This is a genomic window from Sphingomonas pseudosanguinis, assembly GCF_052056765.1.
Lineage (GTDB): Bacteria > Pseudomonadota > Alphaproteobacteria > Sphingomonadales > Sphingomonadaceae > Sphingomonas > Sphingomonas pseudosanguinis.
Map to the genome: position 1 here is coordinate 1618551 of NZ_CP189888.1, position 14492 is coordinate 1633042.

12 protein-coding genes are annotated in these 14492 nt (G+C 66.6%); 7 read left to right on the forward strand and 5 right to left on the reverse strand.

All coding sequences use genetic code 11. The annotated features are described in order from the left end of the window. The first annotated feature begins 10 nt into the window (after positions 1-10). The 5 genes from treY (at position 11) to ACQHGV_RS07375 (ending at position 7200) form a co-directional block, all read left to right on the forward strand. A complete protein-coding gene (gene treY, locus ACQHGV_RS07355; protein ID WP_440979991.1) occupies positions 11-2407 on the forward strand; it encodes a malto-oligosyltrehalose synthase in 2397 nt (798 codons plus the stop codon). After that, complete coding sequence (locus ACQHGV_RS07360; protein ID WP_440979992.1) at positions 2404-2991, forward strand: DNA-3-methyladenine glycosylase; 588 nt, start codon at positions 2404-2406, stop codon at positions 2989-2991. Before treY ends, ACQHGV_RS07360 begins: the two co-directional genes overlap by 4 nt. 93 nt (positions 2992-3084) lie before the next feature. Next, positions 3085-3273 carry a hypothetical protein gene (locus tag ACQHGV_RS07365; RefSeq protein WP_183950903.1) on the forward strand — a complete coding sequence of 63 codons (189 nt, stop codon included), beginning with the start codon at positions 3085-3087 and terminating at the stop codon, positions 3271-3273. A 94-nt stretch (positions 3274-3367) separates the two neighbouring features. Then, positions 3368-3994 (forward strand): retropepsin-like aspartic protease family protein, encoded by a 627-nt coding sequence (locus ACQHGV_RS07370; RefSeq protein ID WP_409787011.1) that lies wholly within the window; start codon positions 3368-3370, stop codon positions 3992-3994. An 86-nt stretch (positions 3995-4080) separates the two neighbouring features. Continuing rightward, positions 4081-7200, forward strand: a complete 3120-nt coding sequence (locus tag ACQHGV_RS07375) for a response regulator (RefSeq protein ID WP_440979993.1) — start codon at positions 4081-4083, stop codon at positions 7198-7200. A gap of 357 nt (positions 7201-7557) precedes the next feature. Here the strand turns inward: ACQHGV_RS07375 and ACQHGV_RS07380 are convergent, their stop codons facing one another. The 4 genes from ACQHGV_RS07380 to ACQHGV_RS07395 are packed head-to-tail and all read right to left on the reverse strand — an operon-like array spanning position 7558 to position 12274. Beyond that, complete coding sequence (locus tag ACQHGV_RS07380) at positions 7558-8883, reverse strand: ATP-binding protein (RefSeq protein WP_440979994.1); 1326 nt, start codon at positions 8881-8883, stop codon at positions 7558-7560. Next, on the reverse strand, positions 8880-9590 hold the full coding sequence (locus ACQHGV_RS07385) for a response regulator (protein ID WP_183950906.1): 711 nt from the start codon (positions 9588-9590) through the stop codon (positions 8880-8882). The genes ACQHGV_RS07380 and ACQHGV_RS07385 overlap by 4 nt, the downstream gene beginning before the upstream one ends. A 9-nt stretch (positions 9591-9599) precedes the next feature. Continuing rightward, on the reverse strand, positions 9600-10169 hold the full coding sequence (locus ACQHGV_RS07390; RefSeq protein ID WP_440979995.1) for a gamma carbonic anhydrase family protein: 570 nt from the start codon (positions 10167-10169) through the stop codon (positions 9600-9602). Then, on the reverse strand, positions 10169-12274 hold the full coding sequence (locus tag ACQHGV_RS07395; protein ID WP_440979996.1) for a malate synthase G: 2106 nt from the start codon (positions 12272-12274) through the stop codon (positions 10169-10171). Before ACQHGV_RS07395 ends, ACQHGV_RS07390 begins: the two co-directional genes overlap by 1 nt. Positions 12275-12369: 95 nt before the next feature. Here ACQHGV_RS07395 and ACQHGV_RS07400 point away from each other — a divergent pair, with 95 nt between their 5' ends. Beyond that, positions 12370-13242, forward strand: coding sequence for a LysR family transcriptional regulator (locus ACQHGV_RS07400; RefSeq protein WP_440979997.1), 873 nt, complete (start codon positions 12370-12372; stop codon positions 13240-13242). An 81-nt stretch (positions 13243-13323) separates the two neighbouring features. Further along, the gene (locus ACQHGV_RS07405; RefSeq protein WP_440979998.1) at positions 13324-14262 is read left to right on the forward strand and encodes a DUF808 domain-containing protein; all 939 of its coding nucleotides are present in this window, start codon (positions 13324-13326) and stop codon (positions 14260-14262) included. A gap of 7 nt (positions 14263-14269) precedes the next feature. On the opposite strand, the gene ACQHGV_RS07410 is transcribed toward ACQHGV_RS07405, so the two are convergent. Continuing rightward, positions 14270-14485: a DUF5818 domain-containing protein gene (locus ACQHGV_RS07410; RefSeq protein WP_440979999.1), complete on the reverse strand. Its 216-nt coding sequence runs from the start codon at positions 14483-14485 to the stop codon at positions 14270-14272. Positions 14486-14492 lie beyond the last annotated feature (7 nt).

Genomic DNA, 14492 nt, shown 5'->3' on the forward strand with positions numbered 1-14492 from the left:
GACGCCGTCCATGACGCCGCGCGCCACCTATCGCTTTCAGTTTCACAAGGACTTTCCCTTCGCCCGGGCCGAGGCGTTGCTGCCCTATCTCGACCGGCTCGGGATCAGTCACGTCTATGCCTCGCCGATCACCACGGCGGCGGCGGGTTCGACGCACGGTTATGACGTGATCGACCCCACCCGGATCAATCCCGAGCTAGGTGGCGAGGCGGCTTTCCGTTCGCTTGCCGAAGCGGCGCGCGGGCGCGGCATGGGTGTCATCATCGACATCGTACCCAATCACATGGGCGTTGCTGGCGGGGGCAATCGCTGGTGGAACGACGTGCTGACCCATGGGCCGGACAGCGCCTATGCCAAGTTCTTCGACATCGACTGGTCGCGAAAGCTCGTCCTGCCCATCCTTGGGGCGCCATTGTCCGAGACGCTCGCCGATCGACAGATCGCGGTCGAACGTCAGAACGACCGCGCCGAGATCGTCGCTTATGGCGAGCATCGCCTGCCGATCCGCGACGAGGATCAGGCGGACGCGGAGACCACGCCCATCGCGGAATTGCTCGAGCGGCAGCATTACCGCTTGGCCTCGTGGCGCGTGTCCAATGACGAACTCAACTGGCGGCGTTTCTTCACGATCAACGAGCTGGCCGGCCTGCGGGTTGGGGACGACGCGGTGTTCGAGGAAACCCACGCGCTCTATTTCCGCCTCTATGCCGAGGGGCTGATCGACGGTGTGCGGATCGATCATGTCGACGGGCTGACCGACCCGGTCGGCTATTGCCGCAAGCTGCGCGCCCGGTTCGACGCCATCCTGCGCGAGGACGGCAACCGGGCCTATATCGTTATCGAGAAAATCCTCGCCGCCGACGAGCCGATGGGCACCGATTGGGGTGTCGACGGCACCAGCGGTTACGACTTCATGGAGGAGGTGTCCGCCCTGCTCCACGCCCCCGAGGGCACGCGGCCGCTCGCCGACCTGTGGGCACAGATCAGCGGTCGGTCCGCCGATTTCGCGCCGGAGGAGTTGCAGGCACGGCAGGATCTGCTCGCCTGGCAATTCGCGGGCCAGTTAGAGGGATGCGTCGCGTCGTTCGCGGCGCTGACGGCATCTGCGCCCGACCTCGACGGCGCGATCACGACGCCGATGCTTCGTCGGGCGATCGAGCGCCTGCTCTGGGTATTTCCGGTGTACCGCACCTATGGTCCCGACGCGCCGGAGTCCGATCGGGCGATCCGTCAGCAGGCGCGCGACCGGGTCGAACGGTTCATTCCGCCGGGTGAGGCCTTTGTCGTCGATCAGGTGCTGACCTGGTTGTCGGGCGACGGCCCCGGCGACACGGCGCTGCGCGCGGAGGCGGTGCGCCGTTTCCAGCAATTGTCGGCACCGATCGCGGCCAAGGCGGTGGAGGACACCGCCTTCTACCGACACGGCGTCCTGCTCTCGCGCAACGATGTCGGCTTCGACGCCGGCCGCATGAGCCTGCCCATCGCGGAGTTTCATGACCGGATGGTCGGCCGCGCCGAACGCTTCCCGCGTGCGATGCTGACCACCGCGACCCATGATCACAAACGCGGCGAGGATGTCCGCGCCCGGCTCGCGGTGCTGAGCGCCATGCCCGACGAATGGCGTGCGATGGTCGAACGCTGGCGGACCGAGACGTTGGGACTGTCCGAGGGTGTCGAGCCGGCCGACTGGTACATGCTGATCCAGACGCTGGTCGGCGCCTGGCCGGGATCGGACGCGGCTGAGGACTTTGTCGAGCGGGTCGCCGCCTGGCAGGAAAAGGCGTTGCGCGAAGGCAAGCTGCGGTCATCCTGGGAGCAGCCAAACACCGACTATGAAGAGCGCTGCAACGCACTGGCCAAGACGCTGATTATCGGCAGCGAAGGCCGTGCCTTTCGCGAAGGTCTGTCCTCGCTGTTGAAGGCTATTGCGCCCGCTGCGGCCGCCAACACGCTGGCGCAACTGGGTTTGCGCTATACCGTGCCAGGTGTCCCCGACTGCTATCAGGGAACAGAATTGGCCGATCTGAGCCTGGTCGATCCGGATAATCGCCGGCCGGTCGACTATCCCGCGCGGGAAGCCGCGCTTGCGGGTGGCCGCGACGCCAAGATGGCGTTGCTCGCCGGGCTGCTGGCCGCGCGGCGCGAGCACCCGGCGCTGTTCGAAAAAGGCGATTACCAACCCCTCGCCGTCACGGGCCATGGCAAGGACCGCGTCCTCGCCTTTCGCCGGACGCACGAAGGTGCGGTGTTGACCGTCGTCGCCGGGTTGCGGCTGTGGCCGTTACTCACCGAGGGCAACCGGATCGATTGGCGCGATACGCGGGTCATGATCGATGACGAGCCACACCCCGTCGCCGAAATGCTGGCTGATGGCAGTTTCTGGCATCGGATCGACGTAACCCCGTGAGGGTATTGCCGCCCGATTTCTACACGCAGGATGTGGATCAGGTCGCACGTTGCCTGATCGGTGCGACCTTGCGGTGCGAGGGCGTCGGCGGCGTGATCGTCGAGACCGAGGCCTATGACGCCGCCGACCCGGCATCGCATAGTTTTGCGGGCAGGACCGCGCGCAATGCGGCGATGTTTGGCCCCGTCGGGCTCGCCTATGTCTATCGAATCTACGGGCTGCATCATTGCCTTAACATCGTATGCGGCGTGCCCGGAAGCGCGGTGCTGATCCGCGCGATCGAACCGCGTCATGGCATCGAGCGGATGCGCGAGCGGCGGGGCATGGCGATGCGCGAGCGGGACCTGTGCGCCGGGCCGGGGCGTTTGTGCCAAGCGCTGGGCATCGATCTTGCCTGTGACGGTGCCACCCTCACCCAGCCCCCGTTCGAATTGGAACGACCGGTCGCCATGCCGCCCATCGTCATCGGGCCGCGTATCGGCATCACTCGCGCCGTCGATCGCCCCCGCCGCTTCGGATGGGCCGGCTCGCCCTGGCTCAGCAAAGCGTTTCCGACCAATTCTGCCGCGTCGCAACAAGAATAATCCAGCAGCGCGCCGCGTTGCAGCACCTAATTTTCTTGAACTTCGATGAAATTCTCGCGAGCCTCGTCTTCACAATAAAAAGGGGACGAGTCGATGGAGTGGATCAAGGTCCTGGCGATCATCGCTATGGTCTATGGCGTCTGGGCGGCCTATCGTTCGCTGGGCGCGCCTGTTCAATATGAAGGCAATCGCTATTTCCGTCAGCCCGATGGAAGTTTTCGGCGCTGGTATGGCGGCCGCAAATTCTCCGCCGCGGAATTGGGACGGACCGAGCAGGCCTGATCCCCCCCCCTGGTCAGCATGGGTAAATATTGCCGGCGGTAAAGCTCTGGCCTGCCATCCGTTTTCCGGGTGGCGCGAGAGGATGACGCTTTCCATGTCCGCCGTGTCCGGCATTCCCACGCCCCTGCTGATTCTTGTGGCGGCGATCATCGTCGCCGGCATCGTCGCGCGGCGCGTACCCGTCTTGCGGGTGGCGATCAGCATCGTGACCTGGGTCGTGCTGGGCGGACTCGTCCTGAGCCTCGTTCATCAGCGCGAACAGTTCGATCCCTATATCCAGCGCGCGATGCAGGTCCTGAATTTGCAGGATCAGAATGTCGTCGGCGACACGGTTCGCATCCGCATGTCGCCCGACGGCCATTTCTGGGCGCGCGTGTCGGTCGACGGCGTCACCCGCCGGATGCTGGTCGATAGTGGCGCGACGCTGACCGCGCTGTCCGTCGGCAGCGCGCAGGCGGCCGGTCTCGATCCGCGCACGCCGGTCATGCCGGTCGTTCTCAACACCGCCAACGGCATGGTCCGGGCACAGACCGCCAGGGTCGAGACGCTCAAGCTTGGCACCATCCGCGCGTATGATCTGCCCGTCGTCGTCTCGCCCGCATTCGGCGAGACCGACATATTGGGCATGAACTTCCTCTCCCGCCTCAAAAGCTGGCGAGTCGAGGGGCGGACGCTGATCCTGGAGCCTCACCACCCCAAGGCGGAGAATGCGCCGGGCTGAAGAAGTTGTGGAAACCCGGCGCAATTCGAGACGTATCAATGAATGAGCAATTGACTTGATGGTATAGCTTACCCATGCGTCAACCCATGAGCACTCCCCTGTCGCGAATGCTGTCGCTTCCCGCGCAGCTCGACCGATATGTCGCCCAGGCCCTCGAAGACGGCCGCTATCCCGATGAGCAGGCGATGGTCGTCGCCGCGCTGGAACGGCTGCGCGACGAGGGTGCCGCGCTGACCGCCGAGCATTGGCTGGTCGGTGGCGGCGAATGCGGCCAGCGTGTGAGGGATTTCGACTGGTCCCGGACCTCGCTCGGCCCGACCGATGGCTGGTGCTCGCCACTGCGCACCACCGTCGCCAACATCGTCCATTCGCCGATCGCCAAGGTCCTGATGTGGGGACCGGATCATGTGATGATCTACAACGACGCCTACCGCGCCATCGCCGGTGAGCGTCATCCGGCCGCCCTTGGCGGCCTGGTGCCCCAGGTGTGGCCCGAAATATGGGACTGGAACCGCAGCATCCTGGAGCGCGGTTTCGCCGGTGAGGACATCGCCTATCGCGATCAGCCCCTGCTCGTCACGCGTGCGGGCCATCAGCAGGAGGTCGTGTTCGACCTCTACTACACCCCCATCTATCTCGATCGCGGCGGCGTTGGCGGCGTGATGTGCACCGTCGTCGAGAATACCGGCCGGGTCGCGGCCGAGCGGCGGCTGGCCAAGAGCGAGGCCGAGCTGCGGGTGATCACCGACTCGCTGCCCGTGCTGGTCGCGTTCGTCGATCGCGAGGAGCGATACCGGTTCGCCAACGACTATTATCGCGAATTCCTGGGCATCGACCCGCAGTCGATCCTGGGCTGCCGGATCAGCGACGTCCTGACCGAGTCCGACTATGCCGAGCGCAGGCCGCTGATCGACCGCGCGCTGGCCGGCGAGACCGTGGTGGCCGACGTCAGCCTCCAGCATCGCGACGGCACAAGCCGCCGGGCCGAAACACGCTATATCCCGCGCCAGGATGAAAGCGGCGAGATCATCGGCTTCCACATCCTGGTTTTCGATGTCGACGACCGGATGCGCCATGCCGAGGAGGTCGAGCGCAGCAACCGTCGCTTCCGTACCGCCATGGACGCGGTGCACGGCGTGTTGTGGACCAACAGCGCCGATGGCCGCATGGTCGGCGAACAACCCGGCTGGGCCGCCATCACCGGCCAGAGCTATGACGAATATCAGGGTTTCGGCTGGTCGAACGCGGTCCATCCCGACGATACCGAAGCCTCGGTCGTGGCCTGGAACGCGGCGGTCGCGGCCAAGTCGATGTTCATCCACGAGCATCGCGTCCGCCGCCATGATGGCGAGTGGCGCACCTTCGCCATTCGAGGGCTGCCGATCATCGGGCAGGACGGCGAGCTGATCGAATGGGTCGGCGTCCATACCGACATCACCGAACAGCGTGCGGCCGAACAGGCGCTGCGCGACCAAGCCGATGTGCTGGCCCGTCAGGTCCGCCACCGCGAGCGGGCCGAGGCCCAGCTTCGCCAATTGAACGAGACGCTGGAAAACCGCGTCATCGAGGAGATCAACGAACGCCGTCAGGCCGAGCGCGCCTTGGCGCAGGCGCAGAAGATGGAGACGATCGGCAAGCTGACCGGCGGCGTCGCGCATGATTTCAACAATCTGCTGCAAGTCGTGTCGGGCAATCTCCAGCTGTTGGGCAAGGACGTGGCGGGCAATCAGCGTGCCGAGCAGCGCGTCGCCAATGCCATGGCGGGCGTGTCGCGCGGGTCGAAGCTGGCCGCCCAGCTGCTCGCCTTCGGTCGGCGTCAGGCGCTGGAGCCCAAGGTCGTCAACGTCACCCGCTTCGTCCAGGGCATGGACGATATGCTGCGCCGCGCGATCGGCGAGGGCGTCGAGATCGAGACAATCGTCGGCGGTGGCCTGTGGAACACCTTCATCGATCCCGCGCAGATCGAGAATGCGCTGCTGAACCTGGCGATCAACGCGCGCGACGCGATGAACGGTCAGGGCAAGCTGACCATCGAGCTGGGCAACGCGCATCTCGACGACGAATATGCGCGCACCCATGAAGAGGTGGCGCCGGGCCAATATGTCATGCTGGCCGTTTCCGACACGGGTTCGGGCATGAGCCCCGAGATCATCGAAAAGGTCTTCGAGCCCTTCTTCTCGACCAAGAGCGAGGGCAAGGGGTCGGGTCTTGGCCTGTCGATGGTCTATGGCTTCGTCAAGCAGTCGGGCGGCCATGTGAAGATCTATTCCGAGGTCGATCACGGCACCACGATCAAGCTGTATCTGCCCCGCGCGCTGGAAGCCGAGGATGTCGAGGTCGCGGTCGATACCGGCCCGATTTCCGGCGGCACCGAAACCGTGCTGGTGGTCGAGGACGATGCCGAGGTTCGCGCGACCGTGGTCGAGCTGCTGTCCGACCTGGGCTACCGCGTGTTGAAGGCGGTTGACGCGCAAAGCGCGCTCAACGTCATCGAAAGCGGTATCCCGATCGACATGCTGTTCACCGATGTCGTCATGCCCGGCACGTTGAAGAGCCCCGAACTGGCGCGCAAGGCGCGGGAACGGCTGCCCGACATCGCGGTGCTGTTCACCTCGGGCTATACCGAGAACTCGATCGTCCATGGCGGCCGGCTCGACAAGGGTGTCGAGCTGTTGTCCAAGCCCTATACGCGCGAGGCGCTAGCGCGGAAATTCCGCCATGTGCTGGCCAATCAGCGGCAACGGCGGATGTCGACCGAGAATATCGCCTCGACGTCGCGGCCCTCGCCATCCGAGCCGGCCCAGCCGATCACGGTCGCACAGCCTTTGCATGATGGCCGGACGATTCTGCTGGTCGAGGATGACGATCTGATCCGCGCCAACACGGCGGAAACGTTGCAGGATGCCGGCTTCGTTGTGGTGCACGCGGTAACCGCCGAAGAGGCGATGACCGCGCTCCAGACCGCGCAGATCGATGTGCTGGTGACCGACATCAATCTGCCGGGCGAGTCGGGTGTCGAACTCGCCGGACGGGCGCGACAGTTGCGGCCGGGGCTCTCGATCGTGTTCGCGACGGGGGATGGCGGCATGGCGGCCGATGCGGCGGATATGGATGCCGCGCTGCTGACCAAGCCCTATTCGGCGGCGCAGCTGGTCAATGCGGTGCAGGGACGTCTGCAGGTATCGGAACAGGCGATCCAGCCATAAGGCCGGACCGCCTGTTCCTTTCGAACGGGACCATGCCGGAGGGGTTCGGCAGCGGGTCCCGGAACGAAAGCGGTTAGCGGGCCTTCCAGCCCTCGATGGCGGCGAAGGTGATGATCACCGCCAGGACCAGCAAGGCACCCTGCAATTCCAGAGCGGACAAATCGAACTCCATCGTCATCGGTCTATCTCCCGAATGGGGTCGGCCGGGCGACGACGTCCGGCCGATCGGCATTGAAGATGGGGCGGTAGGGCGTTTCCCGGTGGCACCCGTTCAAGGCACCCTGGGAGAAACCTTTCCCGTCTCAACCAACGATATAGATGACGATCTTTGCTGCCGTGCAGCGACTGCGTGACAAATCATGTCCGACAGTTGGGAAGGGTGATTTCGGCGCACAGCCCCCCTTCCGGCCGGTTGGAGAGCTTCAACTGGCCTCCCTCTGCCGCGACCACGCGCGACACGATCGACAGCCCCAGACCGAAACCGACCGTATCCCGGCTTCGCGCCGCATCCAACCGGACGAAGGGTTCGAGCACCAGTTCCAGCGAATCCTCGGGGATGCCGGGGCCGTCATCCTCGACGCGGATATGAACGCCGTCCGCACCGTCCGCCGCCAGGGTGATGACGGCCCGCTCGCCATAATGGAGCGCATTCTCGACCAGGTTGGTCAGCGCGCGCTTCATCCCGAACCGGCGCAGGCGGCAGTCGAAATGATCCGGCCCGACATAGCGGACATCGCGGCCATGATCGGTCGCATCGTCCGCCAGATTGGCGCACAGGATGGCGAGGTCGGTCAGTTCGGGCTGTTCGACATCCCCCTCCCCGCCCAGAAAGGCGAGCAGCGAGGCGACCATCGCCTCCATCTCCTCGATGTCGTTGCCGATCGCCTCGCGAACGTCCTCTTGCGCGATCGCATCGGCGCGCAGGCGCAGGCGGGCGAGGGGCGTGCGCAGGTCATGGCCCACCGCCGCCAGCGCCCGTGTCTGTTCGTCGATCAGCCGACCGATCCGTGCCTGCATCCGGTTGAACGCGCGCGTCACATGGCGAACCTCGCCTGGCCCGCGTTCGGGCACGATCAGCGCCCCCTGCCCCCCCTGCCCGCGCCCCAGCTTGTCGGCGGCCCGCGCCAGCATCCGCAGCGGATGGAGGATACGGCCGATGAGCGCGCCGCTGAGCAGCATCAGCGCGATCGCCGGGATCAGCGCGAGCAGCACCCGGCCCAGCGCCAGATCGAGCGTGCGCACCCCTTCGCGCATCCGGAAGATGAGGATCGACCCATCCTCCAGCCGCAGATCGCCGGTCACGACGGAGGTCCGCCCGGGTGACGTCAGCCGCAGATGGATGTCGTTTCGGGCGAGCGTCGGTTCCCAATCGATGATCTGCCGGCGCATGCCGGCCATCGACGGTGCGATCGGGGGCAGCGGCGGCGTCTCGGCCGACCAGCTGACAATATAGCGATCGGTGGTCAGTTCCTCCGCGACTTCCACCCGCTCGGACGGCGGACGTTCGCTGAGCACCCGCCGCGCGACGATCAGATGCTCGGCCAGCCGCCGCGCCTCGTCGTCGCGGACCGAGACATGGCTGGCGCGCTCGTAGAGATAGGTGGAGACGGCGAATTCGATCGTGACCGCCAGCAACAGGATCGCGACGATCCGGCCCAGCAGACCGACCGAGGGACGGATCACCGGCGCTCGACCGGCACGTTCAGCATATAGCCGACGCCGCGTACCGTCACGATCGGCGCGGCGCCACCCGCCCCCGACAGTTTGCGGCGCAGGCGGCTGACCAGCACGTCGATGCTGCGGTCCGAACTGTCGCCGATCCGGGCGCGCGACAACTCGATCAGCCGCTCGCGCGCCACCACGCGCTGGGCGTTATCGAGAAAGGCCACGAGCAGGTCGAACTCGGCACCGGTCAGCTCGACCTGCGCACCCGACGGCGACATCAGTTCGCGACGCGGCAGGTTGGCGGTCCAGCCGTCAAAGCCGAGGATACCCGCTTCGCGCTCGCCCGGTGAATTCTCCAGCCCGCCCCGCCGCAGGACGGCACGGATGCGCGCCACCAGTTCGCGCGTGCTGAAGGGCTTGGGCAGATAATCGTCGGCGCCCAGTTCCAGCCCGACGACCCGGTCGACCTCGCTGCCCTTGGCGCTGATGAAGATGATCGGAACCGCGCTCTTCTGCCGCACCTGCCGGCACAGATCGATGCCGCTGGTGCCCGGCAGCATGATGTCGAGCAGGATCAGATCGATCTGCCCGACTTCCAGCGCCTGCCACATTTCGGGGGCGGCATTGGCGAGCTTGACCGCGAACCCGTTCTCTTGGAGCGCGCGTGCGGTCAGGGTCCGAAGGGCGGGATCGTCCTCGACGATCAGGATGGTTGGCGGCGTCACCCCCTCTGGCTAGGCAGGTGTGCGTCCGGCGTCAACGGCCGTTCCGGACCGATCCTCGTCCAGTCGCCGCAGCGTGGCGGCATAGCGACCGGCGCGTTCGGTATAGCCCAGCGCCGATCCGCGGAGGCGTTCGCGGTCTTCGGGACCGAGTGTACGGATCGCCTTTGCCGGCGCGCCGACGATCAGGCTGCCCGGGGGGAAGCGCTTGCCCTCGGTCACCAGCGCGCCCGCGCCGACCAGCGATCCCGCCCCGATCACCGCATCGTTCAGGATGGTCGCGCCCATACCGATCAGGCACCCCTCCTCGATCGTGCAGCCATGCAGAACCGCGCGGTGTCCCACGGTGCAGTCCGCGCCGATGATCAACGGACTGCCCGGATCGGAATGCAGCACGACCCCGTCCTGAATATTGCTCCGCGTGCCGATATGGATCGGCGTATTGTCCGCCCGGACGACCGCACCGAACCACAGGCTGACCTGCTCGTCGAGGATCGCCTCGCCGACGACATCGGCCGAGGGGGCGATCCAGGCGCTGGGGTGTATCTGCGGTCGGCGGTCGTCCAGGGCGTAGAGTGGCATCAGGCGGCATCCCTTCGGTCGGTCTTGCCCGACAGACGATAGCGATGAAGCAGCGGTTCGGTATAGCCATTGGGCTGCACCGCCCCCTCGAAGATCAGCGCGCGCGCCGCCTGGAAGGCCAGCCCGTCGCTGCCCGAACCGCTCATCGGCCGGTAGAGCGGGTCGTCGCCATTCTGCGCATCGACCTTCGCGGCCATGCGGGTCAGTGCCGCATCGATCTCCTCCGCCGTCACGACGCCGTGGAGCAGCCAATTGGCCATATGCTGCGCCGAGATGCGCAGCGTCGCGCGGTCCTCCATCAGGCCGACATCATGAATGTCGGGCACCTTGGAACAGCCGATACCCTGATCGATCCAGCGCACGACATAGCCGAGCAGCCCTTGGGCATTGTTGTCGAGTTCGGCCCTGATCTCCGCCTCACTCCAATCGGACGAGGCCGCGACTGGGGGCGTCAGCAGGCGTTCGAGCGGTACCACGGCTTCACTGGCCCGCGCCCGCTGGCGTACGGCGACATCGATGCGGTGGTAATGGGTCGCATGCAGCGTGGCAGCGGTGGGCGACGGCACCCAGGCGGTCGAGGCACCGGCCATGGGATGCGCGCCCTTTTGCGCCAGCATGTCGGCCATCCTGTCGGGGGCCGCCCACATGCCCTTGCCGATCTGCGCGCGGCCGGCAAAGCCGCATGCCAGCCCGATCTGGACATTGCGGTCCTCATAGGCGGCGATCCAGTCGCTCGCCTTCATATCGGCCTTGCGCACCATCGGGCCGGCCTGCATCGCGGTGTGGATCTCGTCACCGGTGCGGTCGAGGAAGCCGGTGTTGATGAACACGATCCGGTCCTTCACCGCATGGATGCACGCCGCCAGATTGGCCGAGGTCCGGCGCTCCTCGTCCATGACGCCGATCTTGATCCGGTGCCGGGCCAGGCCCAGCATATCCTCGACCGCGTCGAACAGGCGATTGGCGAAATCGGCTTCCTCCGGCCCATGCATCTTGGGCTTGACGATATAGATCGACCCGGTGCGGCCGTTGCGCATCGGTTCGCGGTCGCGTCCGTCGCGCTGGGCGATCAGGCTGGTGACGATGGCGTCGACGATCCCCTCGGGCGCGTCGCGGCCATCCGGCAGGCGGATGGCCGGAGTGGTCATCAGATGACCGACATTGCGGACGAACAACAGGCTGCGACCGGGCAAGGTGAAGGCCGTGCCATCCGGTGCGGTATAGTTGCGATCCTCCGCCAGCGTACGAGTCTGCGTCCGGCCGCCCTTGTCGAAGCTGGCGGACAAGGTGCCGTCGATCAGGCCCAGCCAATTGGCATAGCCCGCAACCTTGTCCTCCGCATCCACCGCCGCGACCGAGTCTTCCAGGTCGCAGATGGTGGTCAAGGCGGACTCGAGCGATATGTCGGCGATGCCCGCCCGATCAGTCCGACCGATGGGATGACGGCGGTCGACGACGATCTCGATATGCAGCCCATGGTGACGGAACAACAGGCCGGTCTCGCTGCGCCCCAGAAACGCATCGGGGTCGCGCAGGGTCGCGACCGCCCCCTCGACATCGGTCACGTCATGCCAGCTGCCGGCGATGGGCAGCGCATCGTCGAGGAAATCACGCGCCCAGCGGATGACGGCCTCGCCGCGCTCCATGTTATAGCCGTGCGTGTCGCCGGGCGGCAGGATCGCATCAGTGCCGTAGAGCGCATCGTACAGACTGCCCCAGCGCGCATTGGCGGCGTTCAGCAGGAAACGGGCGTTGAGCATGGGCACGACGAGCTGCGGCCCGGCCAGCCGCGCGACTTCGTCATCGACCGATCCGGGCGCGATGGTGAAGGGTTCCGGCTCGGGCGTCAGATAACCGATCTCGGTCAGGAACGCCCGCTGCGCCGCGCCGTCCTGCGCGCCGCCTGCGCGATACCAGTCGTCGATCCGCGTCTGCAGCGCATCGCGCCGGGCGAGCAGTGCGGCGTTTTCAGAAGCGAAACGCGCCAAGACATCGGCCATGCCCGCCCAGAAGCGATCGGTGTCCACGCCGCTGCCCGGCAGGGCGCGCTCCTCCAGGAAACGGACCAGCGCAGGCGCGACGGACAGGCCGTGACGGTCGATCATATCCACTCTCCCATTCTCCTCACGACGGGATAGGGCATCGCCAGTCGCATCGGTAGATGGCATAATCGCACACCTGTCGATCGCTGGAGGAACGAATGGACCCCGATCTCGCGCTGTTCGTCGATGTGGTGCAGGCCGGCAGTCTGGCCGGAGGGGCCAGGCTCTGGCGGCTGTCGCCCGCCATGGTGTCGAAGCGGATGGCGCGGCTCGAGGCGCGGCTGGGGGTCCGGCTGCTTCACCGCACTACCAGACGGCTGACCATGACCGAGGCGGGGGCGGCCTTCCACGCCGAGGTCGCGCCGCTGATCGCCGGTCTTCGGGCGGCGGAGGCGCGGGTGTCGCCGATCGCCGCCGGGCCAACGGGTCCGTTTCGCGTGACCGTGCCGACGTCATTCGGACGGATGTGGGTCGCGCCCCATCTTCCCGGCTTTCTGGAACGCTATCCGGCCGTTCGCCTGTCGCTGGACCTGACCGACGACTTCGTCGACGTCATGGGCGAACGGGTCGACCTGGCCATCCGGATCACCGCCGCGCCGCCAGGCGGCTTGGCGGCGCATCGGTTCGCGGACAATCGCCGCATGTTGTGCGCCAGTCCGGCCTATCTCGCCAAGGCCGGTACGCCGGACAGCATCGCGGCACTCGTGGATCACCGGCTGCTCGCGGCGAAGGGCCAGTTGCCGTGGCGGTTGACCGGCGCGACGGTAACCGGGGAAAGTCTGGTCGAGACCAATTCCAGCGAGGTGGTGCGGGAGATGGCGCTGGCCGGCGCCGGCATCGCGCTGCGGTCGCTGTGGGACGTGGCCGATGCGCTGGCGGATGGCCGGCTGGTGCGGGTGCTACCGCGCTATGAGGGGTCTGTGGCGGTCGGCATCATCGGGCTTCACGCCCCCGTCCGCGCGCCGGCCGCCGTCCCGGCGCTCATCGCGCATCTGGCCGAGGCATGGAGGGATGCAGCCTGGATGACATGACGGGTCCGTCATTTTTCCGTGCATCCATGGGCGACAGCTTCTAGGCAGGGCGGAGTTCAACAGAAATAGCAGGGCATTCGAATGGCAGGGGGTTTGGTTGCGTTGCTGGACGATGTGGCGGCGATCGCCAAGCTGGCGGCGGCGTCGCTCGACGATGTCGCGGGGGCTTCGGCCCGGGCCGGTGCGAAGGCGGCGGGCGTCGTCATCGACGATACGGCCGTCACGCCGCGCTATGTCGTCGGCCTCGCGCCGCAACGCGAACTGCCGATCATCGGCAAGATCGCGCTGGGGTCGCTCCGCAACAAGCTGCTGTTCCTGCTGCCCGCCGCGCTGCTGCTCAGCGCCTTCGCGCCCTGGGCGATCACGCCGATCCTGATGCTGGGCGGTGCCTTCCTGTGCTATGAGGCGAGCGAGAAGATCGTCGAGACGCTCATGGGCGGGCATGGTGCGGAAGAGGAAACCGCCGTCACCGATCCCAAGACGCTGGAGGATCGGCAGGTGTCGGGCGCGATCCGGACCGACCTGATCCTGTCGGCCGAGATCATGGCGATCGCGCTGTCCGAGCTGCCCGATATGTCGATCTGGACCCAGGCGATCGCGCTGGCGCTGGTCGGCATCGCGATCACGGTGGGTGTCTATGGGCTGGTCGCCGCGATCGTGAAGATGGACGATATCGGCCTGCATCTCGCGCAGCGCGGCAACAGCGTCGCCCAGGCGGTCGGGCGCGGGCTGGTCAAGGCGATGCCGGTCCTGCTGCGCGTCCTGGCGGTCGTCGGCACGGCCGCGATGGTCTGGGTCGGCGGCGGCATCATCGTGCACGGGATGGAGGAGTTCGGGCTGACCACCCTGCCCCATCTGATCCACGACACCGCGCATCACGCGGCCGAGGCGCTGCCCTTCGCCGCCGGTGCCGTGAACTGGATCGTCGGCGCGATCGGCGCGGCGATCGTCGGGTTGATCATCGGGGCGGTGATCGTCGGCGTCTTCCATGTCCTGCCGGGGCGCAAGGCGGCGCACTGAGCCGCGGTCAAACGCCCCGCACGCCATCGGCTTCGAACAGATCGGGCGCGATCATGCGCCCGGTCACCGCAACAGATTTGCCGACATGATCGACGGGCACGCGCGGCAGTCGCAGCTCGACCGTTCCGCCCTCATCCCGCTGTAGGACGAAGGCACCGTCACGGCGGATCAGCCGCCCCGTAAAGGTCAAGGGCGTCATCGGCTCGGGCGGACGGTCGGTCATGCCGAGG

Coding starts and splice junctions, on each gene's coding strand:
- treY (WP_440979991.1), top strand. CDS start 11: ATGACGCCGCGCGCCACCTATCGCTTTCAGTTTCACAAGGACTTTCCC.
- ACQHGV_RS07365 (WP_183950903.1), top strand. CDS start 3,085: ATGGAGTGGATCAAGGTCCTGGCGATCATCGCTATGGTCTATGGCGTC.
- ACQHGV_RS07370 (WP_409787011.1), top strand. CDS start 3,368: ATGTCCGCCGTGTCCGGCATTCCCACGCCCCTGCTGATTCTTGTGGCG.
- ACQHGV_RS07375 (WP_440979993.1), top strand. CDS start 4,081: ATGAGCACTCCCCTGTCGCGAATGCTGTCGCTTCCCGCGCAGCTCGAC.
- ACQHGV_RS07390 (WP_440979995.1), bottom strand. CDS start 10,169: ATGCCACTCTACGCCCTGGACGACCGCCGACCGCAGATACACCCCAGC.
- ACQHGV_RS07395 (WP_440979996.1), bottom strand. CDS start 12,274: ATGATCGACCGTCACGGCCTGTCCGTCGCGCCTGCGCTGGTCCGTTTC.
- ACQHGV_RS07400 (WP_440979997.1), top strand. CDS start 12,370: ATGGACCCCGATCTCGCGCTGTTCGTCGATGTGGTGCAGGCCGGCAGT.
- ACQHGV_RS07405 (WP_440979998.1), top strand. CDS start 13,324: ATGGCAGGGGGTTTGGTTGCGTTGCTGGACGATGTGGCGGCGATCGCC.
- ACQHGV_RS07410 (WP_440979999.1), bottom strand. CDS start 14,485: ATGACCGACCGTCCGCCCGAGCCGATGACGCCCTTGACCTTTACGGGG.